Here is a 16,383-nt window from a genome sequence, read left to right as displayed (position 1 = left end):
TAAAATTTTTATTAAAAAATGGGTTCAGAACGCTGCTTCCTCACGAAATATCCATACTTTGAGTAACAGTTTCCTGAATATTCTACACCTGACAGATGAGCCCTTTTTTACTACCGACACTCAAGACCACCAACGGCCTTGCACATAACCACTTACCCTACTATCACTTAAACAAACAGCTGAAGTATGCGACTGGCGTCATCGCTGCAGCCCTGTTGCTGAGCACTACTTCCTGCACGCAGGACAAAGAAGTACACTCTGCTACCATACCCGTTAGCACAGAAAGGTATGAACAGGCAGTTGTTAAAGACAGCGTTTCCCCTCTCCCTGCGGATACCGTTGCGGCCAATGTTGCTTCAGCCCCGGCATCTGCCACGCCAGCCGACGAATACCCAGGCCCAGCACCGCTGCCGGGCGCCATATTGCCCCATAAACGCATATTGGCCTATTATGGCAATCCACTCTCCAAGCGCATGGGTATACTGGGAGAATTCCCGGCCGAGGAAATGCTGAATCGACTGGATGAAGAGGTAGCCAACTGGACCAAAGCCGATTCGCTTATACCTGTACAGCCTGCCTTGCATGCCATTGTGGTGACCGCCCAGGGGCACCCGGGGCGGGGCGCCAAATACCGCCTGCGCATGACCGACAAGATGATTGAAGATGTGCTGGCAATGGCCAAACAACGGGATGCAATCGTATTTCTGGATGTGCAGGTAGGCCGCAGTACCCTGCCGGAAGAACTGCCCCGCCTGACCCAATTCCTGAAGCTGCCAAACGTGCACTTGGGTATAGATGCAGAGTTTGCCATGAAAGAAAACGGGATTCCGGGCAGAAGTATAGGGAGCTTTGACGCCAAAGACATCAATTACGCTACCGAAATGCTAGCCGACATCACCAAAGAGCATAATCTGCCGCCTAAGTTACTCATTGTGCACCGCTTCACGCAGCGCATGATCACCAACCATCAGGAGATAAAACTGCGGCCAGAGGTACAAGTGGTCATGCACATGGACGGTTGGGGATCGCCGGCTCTCAAAAAGGACACCTACCGCCGCTTTATTGCCAAGGAGCCCGTGCAGTATACAGGCTTCAAGGTGTTTTACAAGAACGACACGCGCAACAATTCGCGCCTGATGACGCCCGAAGAAATCCTTACACTAACCCCAAAACCGCTTTACATCCAGTATCAGTAAGCAAAAAGCATGGCCTGCACGACAATTGCGCAGGCTATGCTTTTAAGCTTGCCCTTCTGTTTACCACCCCGATCGGTTATGGATTGCGCAGTGGCGGTGCAGCGGCTCAGGGTTCTTCTCTGCCCTGAACTAAATTTCCGTCATTTGAATTGCTTTGCTTTCCATATCTGAAAAAAATCCCGAAATTATCAGCCTAGACTACGCAGAGAAAAAAATAGAAATAATCGGGAACAGAAATGAGTAGAGAGGCCCGAAATTTGCGTTACAGGTATAAGATATTTTCCATCGCAGCAGTTTTAAAGCCAGAAGGGCCTTAGGCGCCAGAAACCACAAAAGCCAGGAATCATGACGCAATTGTTCAAGCTCTCCAATCTGACTACGTTTTTAGTTCGGTTCATTCAGATCATCATCGTGTTCCCGATGGCGGTCCTTATCAGTTTTTACCTCCCGCCCATCAGTTTCATCGACTATGAGCTGAACTTCCTGCTGTGCGTTATACTCGCTGCTATCGTTTCGGTAGTGGTCACCACTATCAGTCAGAAACTCATCCTGCTGTTGTTTGTGGGTATCATGGGGGCCATGTTCTTCAACAGCACCTTCGACGACTATACGGTAGAGAACCTCTACTCTGACTACAACGCCATGCTGGTGAACATGACCAGCAACTCCAGCAAGGTATCTTATTTCAAGCCAGTGAAAGGCACTTACTTCCAGGAGCGCCGCGTAAAAAGCGCCATGCAGCCGACACACCCTGCCGTGCGCTCCTTTGCCGTCGAGAACTCCACCCGCTTTTTTCATGACGAATACTACCGCAAGTATGGTAAGATCGTACGCTACTTCTCGCTCTTCAAGCATGTGCGAAACAACTGGCGCTACGTCAACGACCCCCTGGGGCTGGACTACTACTCCCCTCCCACCGAGAGCATCAAACTGCTGGCTGGCGACTGCGACGATTATGCCATCCTGATCGCCTCCTCCATCATGTCTATTGGGGGTGAGGCCCGCATTGTGATTTCCCCTAACCATATGTATGCGGAAGTGAAAATGGGCACGGTGGAAGATCTGGACAAGGTAAGTTATGCCGTGCGCTCGCTTTTCCCGGATGAAGTAACAGGCGGCAAGATCCACTTCCATGAAACCAACGGAGAGCTTTGGATCAATTTTGACTATACGGCCGGTTACCCGGGTGGACCGTTTCTGGAGCCGGAGCTTTACAGTGTGATCAACTTCACCAGTTCATGATCGGGTATTATACCTGAATCGTTCATCTAATTTTTAAGATATATCGTACAAATGCAGCAGCCGCTTGATTAGCGGCTGTTTATTTTATATACTTATCCTCACAGAATAAAACGAAAGAAAAATATGCCCAAAATCCTGATTATAGATGACGAGCGGGCCATCCGCAGCACCCTGAAGGAGATATTGGAGTTTGAGAATTACAACGTAGACGAGGCGGAAGACGGGCAGAAAGGACTGCAGCAGCTTGGCAAGACCAAGTATGACGTGGTGCTCTGCGACATCAAGATGCCCGGTATGGATGGGATCGAAGTGCTCGAAAAAGCCATGGAACTGTCGCCCGACACCCCGTTCATCATGATATCGGCGCATGGCACCATCGACACGGCCGTGGAAGCGACCAAAAAAGGTGCATATGACTTCCTGCAGAAGCCACCGGATCTGAACCGCTTGCTGGTATCGGTGCGCAATGCACTGGACAAGTCCAGCCTGGTGACCGAAACCAAGATCCTCAAGAAGAAGATTTCGAAGACTTATGAAATGGTGGGTACTTCCGAAGCGCTGGGCCGCGTGAAGCAGGCCATTGAAAAGGTAGCGCCGACTGATGCTCGCGTGCTGATCACCGGGCCCAACGGCTCAGGCAAGGAACTGGTGGCCCGTGCCATACACGAGCACAGCAATCGCGCCAACGGCCCGCTGATAGAAGTAAACTGCGCGGCTATACCTAGCGAACTGATCGAGAGTGAGCTGTTCGGGCACGAAAAGGGTTCATTTACCTCTGCCGTGAAGCAGCGAATCGGTAAGTTTGAGCAGGCCAATGGCGGCACGCTTTTCCTGGACGAAGTAGGCGACATGAGCCTATCGGCACAAGCTAAAGTGCTGCGTGCCCTGCAAGAGCACAAGATTACCCGTGTGGGTGGTGACAAAGACATACAGGTAGATGTGCGCGTACTGGCCGCTACTAACAAGAACCTGTTGGAGGAGATCGAAGCCAAGACTTTCCGGGAGGACTTGTATCACCGCTTGGGCGTCATCCTGATCCATGTGCCGCCACTGAATGAGCGCCGCGAAGATATACCAGACCTGGTGCAGAAATTCCTGCAGGACATCGCCAACGACTACGGCAACAAACCCAAGTCCATTACGAACGATGCGCTGGAGTACCTCAAAACACTGGACTGGCGGGGCAATGTGCGGGAACTGCGAAACGTGGTGGAACGCCTGGTGATCATGAGTGGCCAGGAGATAACCATGGAAGACGCCAAAGCCTATGCCCGACCAGTATAGCCGCATTAACTGATCTTAACGCTTAACTGATACTCACCTTTGCAAAACGCCCCGGCCAATGGCCGAGGCGTTTTGCTTTATACCTATGCAGCCGCTGCTAGCGTTCCTTTCTTTTGCAGGCAGCAGGACTTATACTTTTCCCCACTGCCACATGGGCAGGGCTCATTCCGGCCCAGGCGCTTGCCATACGGGTTGAGCAGGCTCCTGAAATTGAGGCGGAAGCGGCGTTTGGGGTTCTGCTTGAATATTTTGGTTAGCATCTCATAGAGGCGCGGATGTTTCTCGGCCAGCTGATCTGGCTTCTCGAAGAAATACTCTGTCACCACAGCAAAGAACTCTGCCTCACTGGTGGCGCCATACGAGTTGATATCAGACTTCCCTTTTTCGATCTGACTGATTTTGCGGTACATGAGTTCTTCCCAGGGGCGCACCAGTTCATCGGGCAGGTAGGCTTTCGGCACACCATCTATCTCGCCATCGGCCTGGTCGAGCATGTGGGCGAATTCGTGTATACCTACGTTCTTGCGGTCGGCCATGTCATTGAAACCCTGTTCCAGTGCTGGCTTGGAGAGTGTCACGTAGTGGTCGTTCTGAAAAGGGTTCACCCGGCCCAATACCTCCGAAACAGCTTCGTTCTCGGGATCCTTAAACCGTTTGATACTCCCCGGAAACACGAGCACCTCGCCCAGGTTATGGTACTCCCAGTCCTTAAACCCGAAAATAGGGATGATGGCACTCGCCCCAACCAGCACTTTGGTTGTGTCGTCGACTTCGGTCTGTATACCTGTAATGCGCTTCTCTGACACGAAAAGCAACAGTTTTCGCTCAAAGCGCTGCTGATCTTCCTCCTTCAAGGTATGGTAAAAGCCAACACGGTCCTGTAGGATCTTACGCCACTCCACCGGAAAGCCGTCTTTCAGAATTTGCTGGCGCCTGCGCTCTTTGCGGGTGGCCCATCTGTAAAAAAGCAGGACCATGCCTGCTACTATCGCTATGAAAAATATATAACCCATGGGGACGTATAACGCAAGAGTGAGAACAAGGATGTCAGGCGATCAACAAATTGCAGCCCCGGATATCGGAGTTGTCGAAGCGGCCGAGCACCTCAAAGCTACCGTTTTCTTTTATTCTACCAATGTCCTTGGTCTCGATGAAGGCGCAGGAGTCCACATTGGCCAGGTCAACCACGTTGATGCCTCCGGAGCGCATGTCGGGCCGGATGTCGAAGGGATCATTCAGATCGCGGAGCAGTATCTGCATGGTATAGCCAGGTTTGAAAATACCATTGCCCTGCGAATAGGCCTGCGAGAGCAGTTCCGTCATCCCATACTCAGAGTGGATCGCCTTTACCCCAAACCCGTTTTTAAGGCAGGTATGCAACTCTTCCCGAATCATCTCGCGGCGGCGGCCTTTCATACCGCCCGTCTCCATGATTGTCACATGGCTGAAGTCTTCTCTGCCCTGTAGTTCGTCGGCCCAGTCCAGCAAGGCATAAGATACCCCGATAAGCAGAATTTTCTTGCCTTTTTGCTGCACATCTTTGACTGTATGCAGCAGCTGCTCATGGTTACGGAGGTAAAAGCCCTCCTCCTGCTGCCCCGACTGTTTCACAAAATGATCAACCATGGCCACCAGCGACGAACCGCCCTGCTCCAGGTAAGAGGGCAGCAGCGCCAGCACCACAAAGTCAGTCAGTGGGCCGTAGAAAGCCTCAAAAATCCGTTGAGAAATTTGCTTATACCCATCCAGACTTGACACCAGGTGGCGGCTACGTGCTGTTTGGGTGGTACCGCTGCTATAAAAGATCACCTCGGGCTCAAAGTCTCCGGTCTTCACATCATGTGTCTTGAAAAACTCGATCGGGAGAAAAGGAATTGCCTCCAGACAGTTGATATGCTTGGGGTCTACGCCAAGATGCCGCAGGTAGGCTCTGTACATGGCGTTATACCGAGCCTGGTAATGGAACAATTCAAGAGCAATAGCCTCGAAGTCAAAAGGCTGAGAACCGTGCAGTTGGCTTAAGTGTCGGGCTTTGAAGTTCATCCAAATTATTTATAACAATTCCTGTATCTGATCGTTTGATTTAGTAAATTTAGCTTCATTTTCTGAGATCCTACATGAGATACATGCTAAAGTATAGTATAGCCTGCCTCTTTCTGCTGTTGGCCCTAAGCTCCTGCCGTAAAGAACCCGTTTATGATGTCGTACCAGAGATAGAATTCAGGCGGGTGGAGCAATACTTGTTTGAATCCAACAACGTGAAGCGCGACTCGCTGGTGCTGGTGATTGGCTTCAAGGATGGCGATGGCAACCTGGGTTTATCCGGTGACCGGGAATCGCAGGACTTGCAGGCTCCTTTTAACGAAGGCTCCATTTACTACGACAACTTCCATACGGTGATGTATGTGAAGGTGCCAGACCCTAACAGCGCAACTGGCTCTCGGTTTATACCTTACCCTTTCCCTATACCTGGCTTCCAGTTCTCAGGGCGCTTTGGCCGGCTTTCTGCCGATGAGCGTCCGGAACCGCTTGAGGGAGAAATCAAGTATAGCATCAATGAAATCAACTCTGCCGAATTTCCGCTGCTACGACCGGGCACCGTCATTAAATTTGACATTTACATTTATGACCGCACCACTCCGGTCCCTAACAGAAGCAACATCGTGACGACAGACGAGATCGTTCTGTTCCAACCAAACTAACGTTTTGCTTATAAAATGAAAAGGCCCTGCATGATTTGCAGGGCCTTTTCATTTTATAGCCACTGATTTCTTAGTAAATCACAGGGTAAGCCTTTGGGTCAGACTCGTGCATAATTTCATACACAGTCTCGAACACATCCTCCGGGTTCGGCTTGGAGAAATAGTCGCCATCGGAAGAGTAAGGCGGACGGTGTGCCTGCGCAGACAGACATTGCGGTTTGGAATCGAGGTAGCGCCATGCGCCCTGCTCATCCACCACCTGCTGCATCATAAAGGCAGTAGCGCCTCCCGGCACGTCTTCATCAGCGAACAATACACGATTCGTCTTACGGATAGAATCAGTGATCATGTGCTCCAGGTCAAACGGCAACAAGGACTGTACGTCAATCACTTCGGCTGAAATACCAAACTCCTCTAGCTGGCGGGCAGCCTCCAGCACGATGCGGCACATAGAACCGTACGTTACGATGGTGATATCAGAGCCTTGCTTCAAAATTTCCGGCTTGCCCAACGGCACCGTAAATGTATCGAGGTTGCTAGGTATACGCTCCTTCAGGCGATAACCGTTTAGACACTCGATCACCAAAGCTGGTTCATCAGCCTGAAGCAGGGTGTTGTAAAATCCTGCTGCCTGCGTCATGTCGCGTGGCACGAGCACATGCATACCTCTTATGCTGTTCAGGATCATGCCGATCGGAGAACCGGAGTGCCAGATACCTTCCAGACGGTGACCACGTGTACGCACGATAAGCGGCGCTTTCTGTCCGCCCTTTGTGCGATACTGCAGGCAGGCCACATCGTCAGACAGAATCTGGATGGCATACAGTAAATAGTCGAGGTACTGAATTTCGGTGATCGGACGCAGACCGCGCAGAGCAGCTCCTATACCTTGCCCGATAATGGTGCACTCGCGTATACCTGTATCGGTTACACGTATCTCACCGTGTTTCTCCTGCAGACCAGCGAAAGCCTGATTCACATCCCCTATTCGACCTACGTCCTCCCCAATGGCGAACACGCGCGGATCGCGGGAAAGAATGGAATCGAAACAAGCCTGCAGTACCTCACGGCCGTCAACCAAGGGAGCATCTTCCGCAAACTCAGCCTTTACTTCCTCTACCTGCAGTGCCGACTCATCGGATTGGCTATACAGGTAAGAGTTAAAACGGTCCGAGTTTTCGCCGAGTGTCTGCTCCAACCAGCCAATCAACTCACGCTTGGCCTGGTTATTCTCGTCACGCACGTAGCGCAATGCCTTGCGCACCGCTCTCACCGCATCGCTGCGGATTGGAGTAACTGTTTTGCGCAGTTCCTCTGTGATAGTGGCAATTTCTGTGATATGCTCGCTGGCAGTCGCCAGGTTGTTCAAGAGCGTCAGCGCTACTTCGTGGTCTTCATTAATGCCTTCGGCAAATGCGTTCCAGGCAGCACTACGGGCTTGGCGAACGGCTTCTTTGGCCTCTGACTCAATCTGATCCAATTGCTCTGTGCTGGCAACTCCAACGCTCAGCATCCATTCGCGCATTTTCAGGAGACAGTCGTAATCTGCTTCCCAAGCCAGGCGGTCTTTTGACTTGTAGCGTTCGTGCGATCCGGAGGTAGAGTGGCCTTGCGGCTGCGTGAGTTCCTCCACGTGCACCAGCACCGGTACGTGTTCCTCGCGGCATACCTTTACGGCAGCCTCGTAAGCTTCGCAAAGCGCCAGGTAGTCCCAGCCCTTCACTTTAAATATCTCATAACCTTGCTCCTCGCGACTGTTGCGCTGGAAACCGGCCAGTATTTCAGAAATGCTTCCTTTCGTGGTCTGGTACTCGGCTGGCACTGAAATACCGTAACCATCGTCCCAAACCGACACCAGCATAGGCACCTGCAACACCCCAGCCGCGTTAATGGCCTCAAAGAACATACCTTCGGAAGTCGAGGCATTACCAATTGTTCCGAACGCCACCTCGTTCCCATTCACCGAAAACTGCTTCATGTCCTGCAGGTCCGGGTTCTGGCGATACAGCTTAGAAGCGTAAGCCAGGCCCACAAGTCGTGGCATCTGGGAGGCAGTTGGGGAGATATCGGAGCTGGAGTTCTTGGACTCGGTCAGGTTTTTCCATTTTCCTTCATCATCCAAAAGGCGGGTACCGAAGTGTCCGTTCATGGCACGACCAGCTGTGGAAGGCTCTGCCTCTACATCGGTGTGCGCATAAAGCTGTGCAAAGTATTGCTGGAGCGTCAGTTCACCGATGGCGAACATAAAGGTCTGGTCGCGATAGTAGCCGGATCGGAAATCACCGTTCTGAAAGAACTTGGCCATCGCCAGCTGGGCTACTTCCTTTCCGTCACCAAAGATACCGAACTTGGCTTTGCCCATGAACACCTCCTTGCGGCCGGCAAGGCTCGCATGCCGACTTTCCCACGCAATGCGGTAGTCGTTGAGTATTTCCTGGGTGCTTAGTCGTTGAGTTATAGATGCTTCAGCAGTTTGCATGTCTTCTCTGTAAAAGCTTTTTAGTAAATTTTACCATCAAAAGTACATAAGATTAGCCTAAAATCAAACCTGTAAACGCCAGAGGGCGCACAGGGGCATAGTTATTGTTGCTATTTATTTGCAAAAAGATTTTATATCTTTGTTTGCTTTGCATAATAGAAAATAAACGAAGCGGCATTAATAAATTCCTGAACATGAACAAAAAATTTTACTTCCTGACAGCGATTTGCCTGTTTTTGGCAGGCTTCAGCGCCCAGGCACAGGGCCAACTCAAATTCGAAAAAGAAACACACGACTTTGGTACCATTGCCGAGGGGGTGCAGGCTTCTTATGAGTTTGTTGTAAAGAACGTGGGTGACAAGCCTCTGGTTATCTCCCATGTGCAGCCGTCTTGCGGATGTACCACACCGGATTGGACGAAGGACCCGATTATGCCAGGCAAAACAGGCGTGATCAAAGCGATGTACAATAGTACAGGCCGCCCGGGACCGTTCCATAAGTCCATTTCCATCACCTCAAATGCTGCTACGCCGCATGCCGTGATCTTCATCAAAGGTGAGGTTGGGCCACAAGATTTAAAAACAAGTTACACGCCGGAACAAAAAGCAAACTCACCGCGTTTGGCTGTTGGAACTACTTCGCACAGCTTCGGAAAACTTGAAAAAGGGCAAAAAGCCGTAGCGAAGTTTACCATCAAAAACACGGGTCGGCAGGACCTGGTGGTGCAGGGCGTGAAGGCAAACTGCAATTGCGTGACCTATAAAGTTTCGCAGCCTTCGTTAAAACCCGGACAGCAGGCAACTTTGGAACTAACCTACGTTCCCTCAATGTTAAAGGAGCAAAACGAGGTAGTAACCATTGTTTCGAATGATATTGTAATGCCAGATCTCAAGCTGACGCTGAAGGCTACTGTAGTAGAGAGTCTGGCTCAAAAAAATATGTTAAGGGAAGGCAACCAGCCGACACCTTTCAGATAGTTTTTTTCATAGTTTTATTTTGTACTAATGGCAGTGATTTTATCACTGCCTTTTTTCATTCTATACCTTTCCGTTTAAGTTCTCCCCCCTACAGGCATACACCTTTGCTCCTGCTTTAGGAAGCCGCGCCTGAAATCATAGCTGGGGTATTTACCCCAGCCCCTCCCCCGCCAAGCGACTTGCAATCAAACACCTACAAAAGTTTAAACATTGTGAATGCAGCTTTGGCAATAGCCCTTTTATTTCAAGATAGATATGGTATATTTGCGCAGCTTTTCCAATATCTAATACTATAAGAAAGAACGACATGATTATTGGTGTTCCAAAGGAAATCAAGAATAACGAGAACCGTGTAGGCTTAACCCCTGCAGGTGTTATCGAACTCGTGCGCAATGGCCACAAAGTTTATGTACAGGCTACTGCCGGTGAAGGCAGCGGTTTCATGGACGAAGATTATACCACAGCCGGTGCTTCCATCCTTCCTAGCATTGAGGAAGTATACGGTATCGCAGAGATGATCATCAAAGTGAAAGAGCCGATTGAGTCGGAGTACAGCCTGATCAAAGAAGATCAGTTGCTTTTCACTTATTTCCACTTTGCTTCTTATGAGCCGCTGACGCACGCCATGATTAAGCAAAAGGCGGTTTGCCTTGCCTACGAAACCGTAGAGCGTGCCGACAGAAGCCTTCCGCTCCTGGTGCCCATGTCAGAAGTGGCTGGCCGTATGTCAATTCAGGAAGGTGCCAAGTATCTGGAGAAGCCACTGAAAGGCCGTGGTATTCTACTGGGCGGCGTACCGGGTGTGCGTCCTGCCAAGGTGATGATCCTGGGCGGTGGTGTGGTAGGTACCAACGCAGCCAAAATGGCGGCAGGTATGGGTGCCGACGTGACGATCCTGGACACGAACCTGGCCCGTCTGCGTTACCTGGACGATATCATGCCAGCCAACGTGAACACCTTTATGTCAAACGAATACAACATCCGCGAACTTCTTCCAACGCACGACCTGATCATTGGTGCCGTGTTGATCCCTGGCGCTAAGGCTCCTCACCTGATCACACGCGACATGTTGAAAGAAATGCGTCCGGGCACCGTGGTGGTAGACGTAGCCGTTGACCAGGGTGGCTGCATCGAGACCTGCAAGCCGACTACGCACGAAAACCCAACTTACATCATCGATGATGTGGTGCATTACTGCGTAGCCAACATGCCAGGTGCCGTGCCTTATACTTCGACGCTGGCGCTTAACAACGCAACGTTGCCTTATGCGATCCAGCTGGCTAACAAAGGCTGGAAAAAGGCTTGTGCCGACAGCAACGAGCTAAAGCTTGGCTTGAACATCGTGCAGGGTAAAGTGGTATACAAAGGTGTGGCTGAAGCCTTCAACCTGGACTATACTGAAGTTGATTCTGTGCTATAATTTAAGCTAACACCGTTCATACTAAAGCGCCTTCCTGACCAATTCAGGAAGGCGCTTTTATTTTAATTGCGGTAATCAGCAACGTTTTAGGTATCTTTGCCCACCAATTGGACAGGCAGCTGCACAGCTGGTTATTTTCATATTTGCCTGGTCTTGTTTAGGGGCTGCAGGCTTACAAAATTTTCATAAACTCGATGTTCGACGGTAGTCTCAGGCTCCTCCTTCGCCGGCTGGGCCTTGTTTTCCTGTTTTATACCTTACTACGGGCAATCTTCCTGCTATTCAATTATGGTTCCTTTGCCGATGCCTCTTCCGGTCAAATAGTACTGGCTTTTGTGCACGGGCTCCGGTTCGATGCAGCGGCAGTAGTGATCGTTAACGCGTTGTTTATCCTGCTTTCGCTTTTCCCACACGGCCAGGTGCAGCATCGCACGTATCAGCGCGTACTCCATTGGGTGTTCGTGCTCTCCAATGCCCCTTTCATCGCCCTGGCGCTAGTCGATGTAGAGTTCTTTAAATTCATTGGCCGACGGTCAGGCAACGAGATTTTCACGATTACAGGCGATATCGTGAACCAGCTGGGTCAGTTGGCGAGTTATTACTGGTACATGGGTCTGGGATTTATGGCGCTGGTCGTGGTATTGGCCCGGCTTTTCCCGAAAGCTCCGGCTATACCTGTCGGTACTTCCAAAACATGGCAACGTTATCTGCGCCTAATAGGTATGGCCGCATTTGTCGTGCTGGGTATACGGGGCGGCGTGCAGTTAAAACCCCTACGCCCCGCGCATGCCTTTGTATATGGGCATACGTCACTTGGTCACCTGACACTTAACACGCCTTTTACTTTCATCAAAAGCATTGGCAAGACCAAGCTCGAAGAGAAACATTATTTTGACTCCGATAAGGAATTGCTGGCAGCTCTTCCGTTCGGCCCTGAAGTAAAAGCACAAGCGGATGGCAAGCCAATACGTGAGAACGTGATGCTGATCATACTGGAGAGCTTTGGGTCAGAGTATGTCGGGGCTCTGAACAACGGCGAGGGCTATACCCCTTTCCTGGATTCCCTGTCTGCCGAAGGCCTGCTTTTCCGGAACAATTATGCCAATGGCCGTAAGTCCATCGAAGCGCTTCCTTCCATCATCTCCGGACTGCCCTCACTCATGCAGGAACCTTACATCACTTCTCCCTATCAGTCGAGTACAGTTTATAGCCTTGGTCATATTTTAAGTCAGGCAGGCTATACCTCTGCTTTTTTCCATGGGGCAATAAATGGCAGCATGGGGTTCGACCATTATACGCAAATGGCAGGTATAGCGCGTTACTATGGCCTGGATGAGTATCCTACTGAACACAGGGATCGCGACTATGATGGCACTTGGGGCATTTTTGATGAACCTTACCTGCAGTACGTCATCCGCGAGCTTAATAGCTTTCAGCAGCCGTTCTTTGGATCAGTATTTACTCTGAGCTCGCATCAGCCCTATGCTATACCTGCCAAGTACAAAGGAAGATTCCCGAAAGGAGAAACGGAGATACACGAATCGATTGGATATGCGGATCATGCTTTGCGGGAGTTTTTCAAAACGGCATCGCAACAGCCCTGGTACAACAACACCCTGTTTGTGGTGGTATCAGACCATACCCAGAAGAGCGTTCGCCCGGAGTATCAGCATGAGGCGGGCTACTACCGGGTACCCCTGCTTCTTTTTCATCCGGGCAAAAAGCTGGAAGCCGATGTAAATAAAGTGACGCAGCACGCCGACATTTTACCCACGCTGGTGGATTACCTTAAGCTCCCTTCTGGCAGGCTCCTGCCTTTTGGGCAATCTGTGTTGGATAGTTCCAAGCCAGGGCATGCACTCTTCTACAATGGCGCTTCTTACTTCATGGTGCAGCAAGAAGGGATGACCGAGCTAACAGCCGATGACCAGGTGCATTACCATAGCTTTAATGGCGAAACCCCGGATTATACCCAACGAGGGCAGCAACTCAAAGCCTACGTGCAGTATTTCCAAAATAAGTTAGTGGCTAACGATCTGTACCACTGGGCTAACAGCAAAAAGTAGCGGTATAGCCATTATAAAGAGGCATCACTGAAAGCCGGTATACCTGGCAGGGGCTGAAACTGGCGTGTCTCGAAATTAACTTCCCAGCAATAATGCTCCAGTCCGTTGGTGATGGCTACGTACCGCGCCTGCAGTACCTGGTTGTAAACTGATACCTGCCTGACGACTTCCTGCGTAATCGGCACATGTGCGGCCTTGCACTCTACCAGGAGATAGGGCTTGCCCTGCTGATCATACACACACATATCGGTGCGTTTCTGCAACTTGTTATAGGTCGTGCCCCGTTCTATGCTGATAAGGCTTTTGGGATACTGGAGTGAACCGATCAGGTAGTGCACGAAATGCTGGCGAACCCACTCCTCCGGCGTAAGCAGCACATATTTTCGGCGGAGCGCGTCAAAAATCATGACATTAGCGTCAGAATGCTTAATTTTGTATTCAAACGACGGTAGATTCAGCGTTTCCATGCCGCAATTTACCATTTTTCAGCCTCCGCCCCAGCAACCCTATCTGCCAAGGCGGCTTTTTTATATCTATTTACTTATATTTATATCATGAAAACCAAAGAGGAAATTGTAGGCGATTGGCTACCAAGGTATACAGGGGTGCCCCTGGACGAATTCGGAGAGTATATACTGCTCACCAACTTCATTAACTATGTGCGCATGTTCGCCGACAGGTTTGGCGTAGAGATCAGGGGTCTGGACAAGCCTATGCAAACCGCTACGGCCAACAACATCACCATCATTAACTTTGGCATGGGCAGTGCCATGGCGGCCACCGTCATGGACCTGTTGTCAGCCATCAAACCAAAAGCGGCCCTTTTCCTGGGCAAGTGCGGCGGTCTGAAGCGCAAGACGGCCATTGGTGACCTGATCCTGCCGATTGCGGCCATACGTGGCGAAGGTACATCCGATGACTACCTGCCACCAGAAATCCCGGCTCTGCCTTCTTTCCGTTTACAGCGTGCCGTTTCGTCCATGATCAAAAAGCATGAGATGGACTACTGGACCGGTACGGTGTACACCACCAACCGCCGCGTGTGGGAGCACGACGAAGACTTTAAGGAGTACCTGCGCCAGATCCGTGCCATGGGCATTGATATGGAGACCGCCACAATCTTCACCGTAGGCTTTATCAACGAGATTCCGCATGGCGCCTTGCTGCTGGTGTCGGATAACCCGATGATACCGGAAGGTGTGAAAACATCGGAGAGCGACAAGCTGGTGACCACCAATTATGTAGAGAAACACCTTAGTATAGGTATAGACTCCCTGATAGAGCTCATCAACTCCGGTGAATCAGTGAAACACATGCGTTTTGAATAAGCACCATTCATGAAGAAAACCCTACGCACGTTTGCAGCCGCAGCCCTGTTGGGCGCATCACTCTTGAGCGGTTGCAGTTCTAGCACTACCGGCAGCGAATCGGTTGATTTGATTGTGTACAACGGCAACGTGTATACCGTCAATGAGAATTTCGACCAGGCCGAAGCTTTTGCCGTGAAAGACGGCAAGATCGTAGCGGTTGGCACCACGGCCGAGCTGCGTGCCAAGTACAAGGCCACCGAAGAACTGGATGCCGAAGGCAAGACCATTTACCCGGGCCTTATTGACGGACACGCCCACTTTTACCGCTATGGCCTGGCCTTGCAATCGGCTGACCTGACGGGCACTGCCTCCTTTAAAGAAGTGGTGCAGAAAGTGGTGGACCAGCATAAGCTATACCCAAATGCCGACTGGGTTACAGGCCGTGGCTGGGATCAGAACGATTGGGCGGTAAAGGAATTCCCTACGAAGGACACCCTGGACCTGCTCTTCCCAGACACTCCGGTTATCATCACCCGCATTGATGGTCACGCCGCACTGGCTAACCAGAAGGCGCTGGACATGGCCAGTGTAACTCCTGCCACCAAAATGGTAGGCGGACTGGTGGAAGTGGAAAAAGGTCGCATGACCGGCATCCTGATCGACAATGCTGTGGACATGGTGACCTCCAAAATACCGGAAGCCGACGAACAGGAGCAGCGACAGGCTTTGCAGAACGCGCAAAAGAACTGCTTTGCCGTGGGCCTTACCTCCGTGGCAGATGCAGGACTGGACAAGGCCACCATTGACTTGATGGACGCCATGCACAAAAGTGGGGAACTGCAAATGCGCGTGTACGCGATGCTTAACCCGGGTCAGGCAAACCAGGACTATTACTTTAAGAACGGCCCTTATAAGACGGATTTCCTGAATGTGCGCTCCTTCAAGGTATACTCCGACGGTGCGCTGGGCTCACGTGGCGCCAATCTGCTCAAGCCTTATAGCGACCGCAAGGGGCATTACGGATTCCTGCTGGCTACCGAAAAAGAGTTTCGCGACATCGCTGCCTTACTAAACCAGCACGGCTTTCAGATGAACACACACGCGATCGGCGACTCGGCCAACCGCCTGCTGCTGGACATCTACGGCGAAGTGCTGGGAGGCAAAAACGACAAACGCTGGCGTATTGAGCACTCCCAGATTGTGAATCCTGCGGATATGAACAAGTATGGCAGGTATAGCGTGCTTCCATCGGTACAGCCCACACATGCCACTTCGGATATGTACTGGGCTGGCGACCGCCTGGGGAAAGAACGAATAGCACATGCCTACCCTTTCAAGCAGCTGCTGGACCAGAACGGCTACATGCCTTTGGGCAGCGACTTCCCGGTAGAGGACATTAACCCCGTATATGGGTTCCATGCGGCAGTAGCCCGTCAGGATGGCAAAAACTGGCCTGAGGGTGGTTTCCAGATGGAGAATGCCCTGAGCCGTGAAGAGGCCATGCGTGGTATGACGATCTGGGCAGCGAAGGCCGCTTTCGAGGAAAAAGAAAAGGGTAGCATTGCGCCAGGTAAATTCGCAGACTTCGTAATCGTAGACCGCGACCTCATGACCATTGCCCCGGACCAGATGCGCGGCCTACAGGTTTTGCGCACTTACGTGAACGGGAAGCAGGTTTACAGAAAACAGTAATCAGTAAACAGCGAT

13 protein-coding genes are annotated in these 16,383 nt (G+C 51.1%); 9 read left to right on the top strand and 4 right to left on the bottom strand.

The annotated features are described in order from the left end of the window. Window positions 1–95 precede the first annotated feature (95 nt). From H9Q13_RS01880 to H9Q13_RS01870, 3 genes are all read left to right on the top strand, one after another. Window positions 96–1,196, top strand: a complete 1,101-nt coding sequence (locus H9Q13_RS01880) for a hypothetical protein (RefSeq protein ID WP_191182055.1) — start codon at window positions 96–98, stop codon at window positions 1,194–1,196. Window positions 1,197–1,541: 345 nt separating this feature from the next. Continuing rightward, complete coding sequence (locus H9Q13_RS01875) at window positions 1,542–2,438, top strand: transglutaminase domain-containing protein (protein ID WP_191182054.1); 897 nt, start codon at window positions 1,542–1,544, stop codon at window positions 2,436–2,438. Window positions 2,439–2,561: 123 nt separating this feature from the next. After that, window positions 2,562–3,722, top strand: coding sequence for a sigma-54-dependent transcriptional regulator (locus H9Q13_RS01870; RefSeq protein ID WP_191182053.1), 1,161 nt, complete (start codon window positions 2,562–2,564; stop codon window positions 3,720–3,722). An 83-nt stretch (window positions 3,723–3,805) separates the two neighbouring features. Here the strand turns inward: H9Q13_RS01870 and H9Q13_RS01865 are convergent, their stop codons facing one another. Continuing rightward, window positions 3,806–4,699 (bottom strand): zinc-dependent peptidase, encoded by an 894-nt coding sequence (locus H9Q13_RS01865; RefSeq protein ID WP_224744009.1) that lies wholly within the window; start codon window positions 4,697–4,699, stop codon window positions 3,806–3,808. Window positions 4,700–4,769: 70 nt separating this feature from the next. Further along, window positions 4,770–5,765 (bottom strand): acyl-CoA synthetase family protein, encoded by a 996-nt coding sequence (locus H9Q13_RS01860; protein WP_191182051.1) that lies wholly within the window; start codon window positions 5,763–5,765, stop codon window positions 4,770–4,772. 74 nt (window positions 5,766–5,839) lie between these two features. Here H9Q13_RS01860 and H9Q13_RS01855 point away from each other — a divergent pair, with 74 nt between their 5' ends. After that, the gene (locus H9Q13_RS01855; protein WP_191182050.1) at window positions 5,840–6,424 is read left to right on the top strand and encodes a hypothetical protein; all 585 of its coding nucleotides are present in this window, start codon (window positions 5,840–5,842) and stop codon (window positions 6,422–6,424) included. Window positions 6,425–6,494: 70 nt separating this feature from the next. On the opposite strand, the gene H9Q13_RS01850 is transcribed toward H9Q13_RS01855, so the two are convergent. Next, complete coding sequence (locus H9Q13_RS01850) at window positions 6,495–8,903, bottom strand: thiamine pyrophosphate-dependent enzyme (RefSeq protein WP_191182049.1); 2,409 nt, start codon at window positions 8,901–8,903, stop codon at window positions 6,495–6,497. 194 nt (window positions 8,904–9,097) lie between these two features. Here H9Q13_RS01850 and H9Q13_RS01845 point away from each other — a divergent pair, with 194 nt between their 5' ends. The 3 genes from H9Q13_RS01845 to H9Q13_RS01835 all read left to right on the top strand — a co-directional run bounded on the left by H9Q13_RS01845 (window position 9,098) and on the right by H9Q13_RS01835 (window position 13,366). Then, window positions 9,098–9,880, top strand: a complete 783-nt coding sequence (locus tag H9Q13_RS01845) for a DUF1573 domain-containing protein (protein WP_191182048.1) — start codon at window positions 9,098–9,100, stop codon at window positions 9,878–9,880. Window positions 9,881–10,187: 307 nt separating this feature from the next. Then, window positions 10,188–11,300: an alanine dehydrogenase gene (gene ald / locus H9Q13_RS01840; protein WP_191182047.1), complete on the top strand. Its 1,113-nt coding sequence runs from the start codon at window positions 10,188–10,190 to the stop codon at window positions 11,298–11,300. A 194-nt stretch (window positions 11,301–11,494) separates the two neighbouring features. Continuing rightward, window positions 11,495–13,366, top strand: a complete 1,872-nt coding sequence (locus H9Q13_RS01835) for an LTA synthase family protein (protein WP_191182046.1) — start codon at window positions 11,495–11,497, stop codon at window positions 13,364–13,366. A gap of 11 nt (window positions 13,367–13,377) precedes the next feature. Here H9Q13_RS01835 and H9Q13_RS01830 read toward each other — a convergent pair whose 3' ends face one another. Continuing rightward, window positions 13,378–13,833 (bottom strand): type I restriction enzyme HsdR N-terminal domain-containing protein, encoded by a 456-nt coding sequence (locus H9Q13_RS01830; RefSeq protein ID WP_191182045.1) that lies wholly within the window; start codon window positions 13,831–13,833, stop codon window positions 13,378–13,380. Window positions 13,834–13,920: 87 nt separating this feature from the next. Between H9Q13_RS01830 and H9Q13_RS01825 the strand changes: the two genes are divergently transcribed. Further along, entirely contained in the window at window positions 13,921–14,694 is a 774-nt protein-coding gene (locus H9Q13_RS01825) for an AMP nucleosidase (RefSeq protein ID WP_191182044.1), read from the top strand. Window positions 14,695–14,703: 9 nt separating this feature from the next. Beyond that, window positions 14,704–16,368 carry an amidohydrolase gene (locus H9Q13_RS01820; protein WP_191182043.1) on the top strand — a complete coding sequence of 555 codons (1,665 nt, stop codon included), beginning with the start codon at window positions 14,704–14,706 and terminating at the stop codon, window positions 16,366–16,368. The last annotated feature ends 15 nt before the right edge of the window (window positions 16,369–16,383 follow it).

The organism is Pontibacter aquaedesilientis (assembly GCF_014773225.1).
Classification (GTDB): domain Bacteria; phylum Bacteroidota; class Bacteroidia; order Cytophagales; family Hymenobacteraceae; genus Pontibacter; species Pontibacter aquaedesilientis.
Note: the sequence above shows the minus strand (reverse complement) of the source record. Positions and strands in the feature narration are given on the sequence as shown.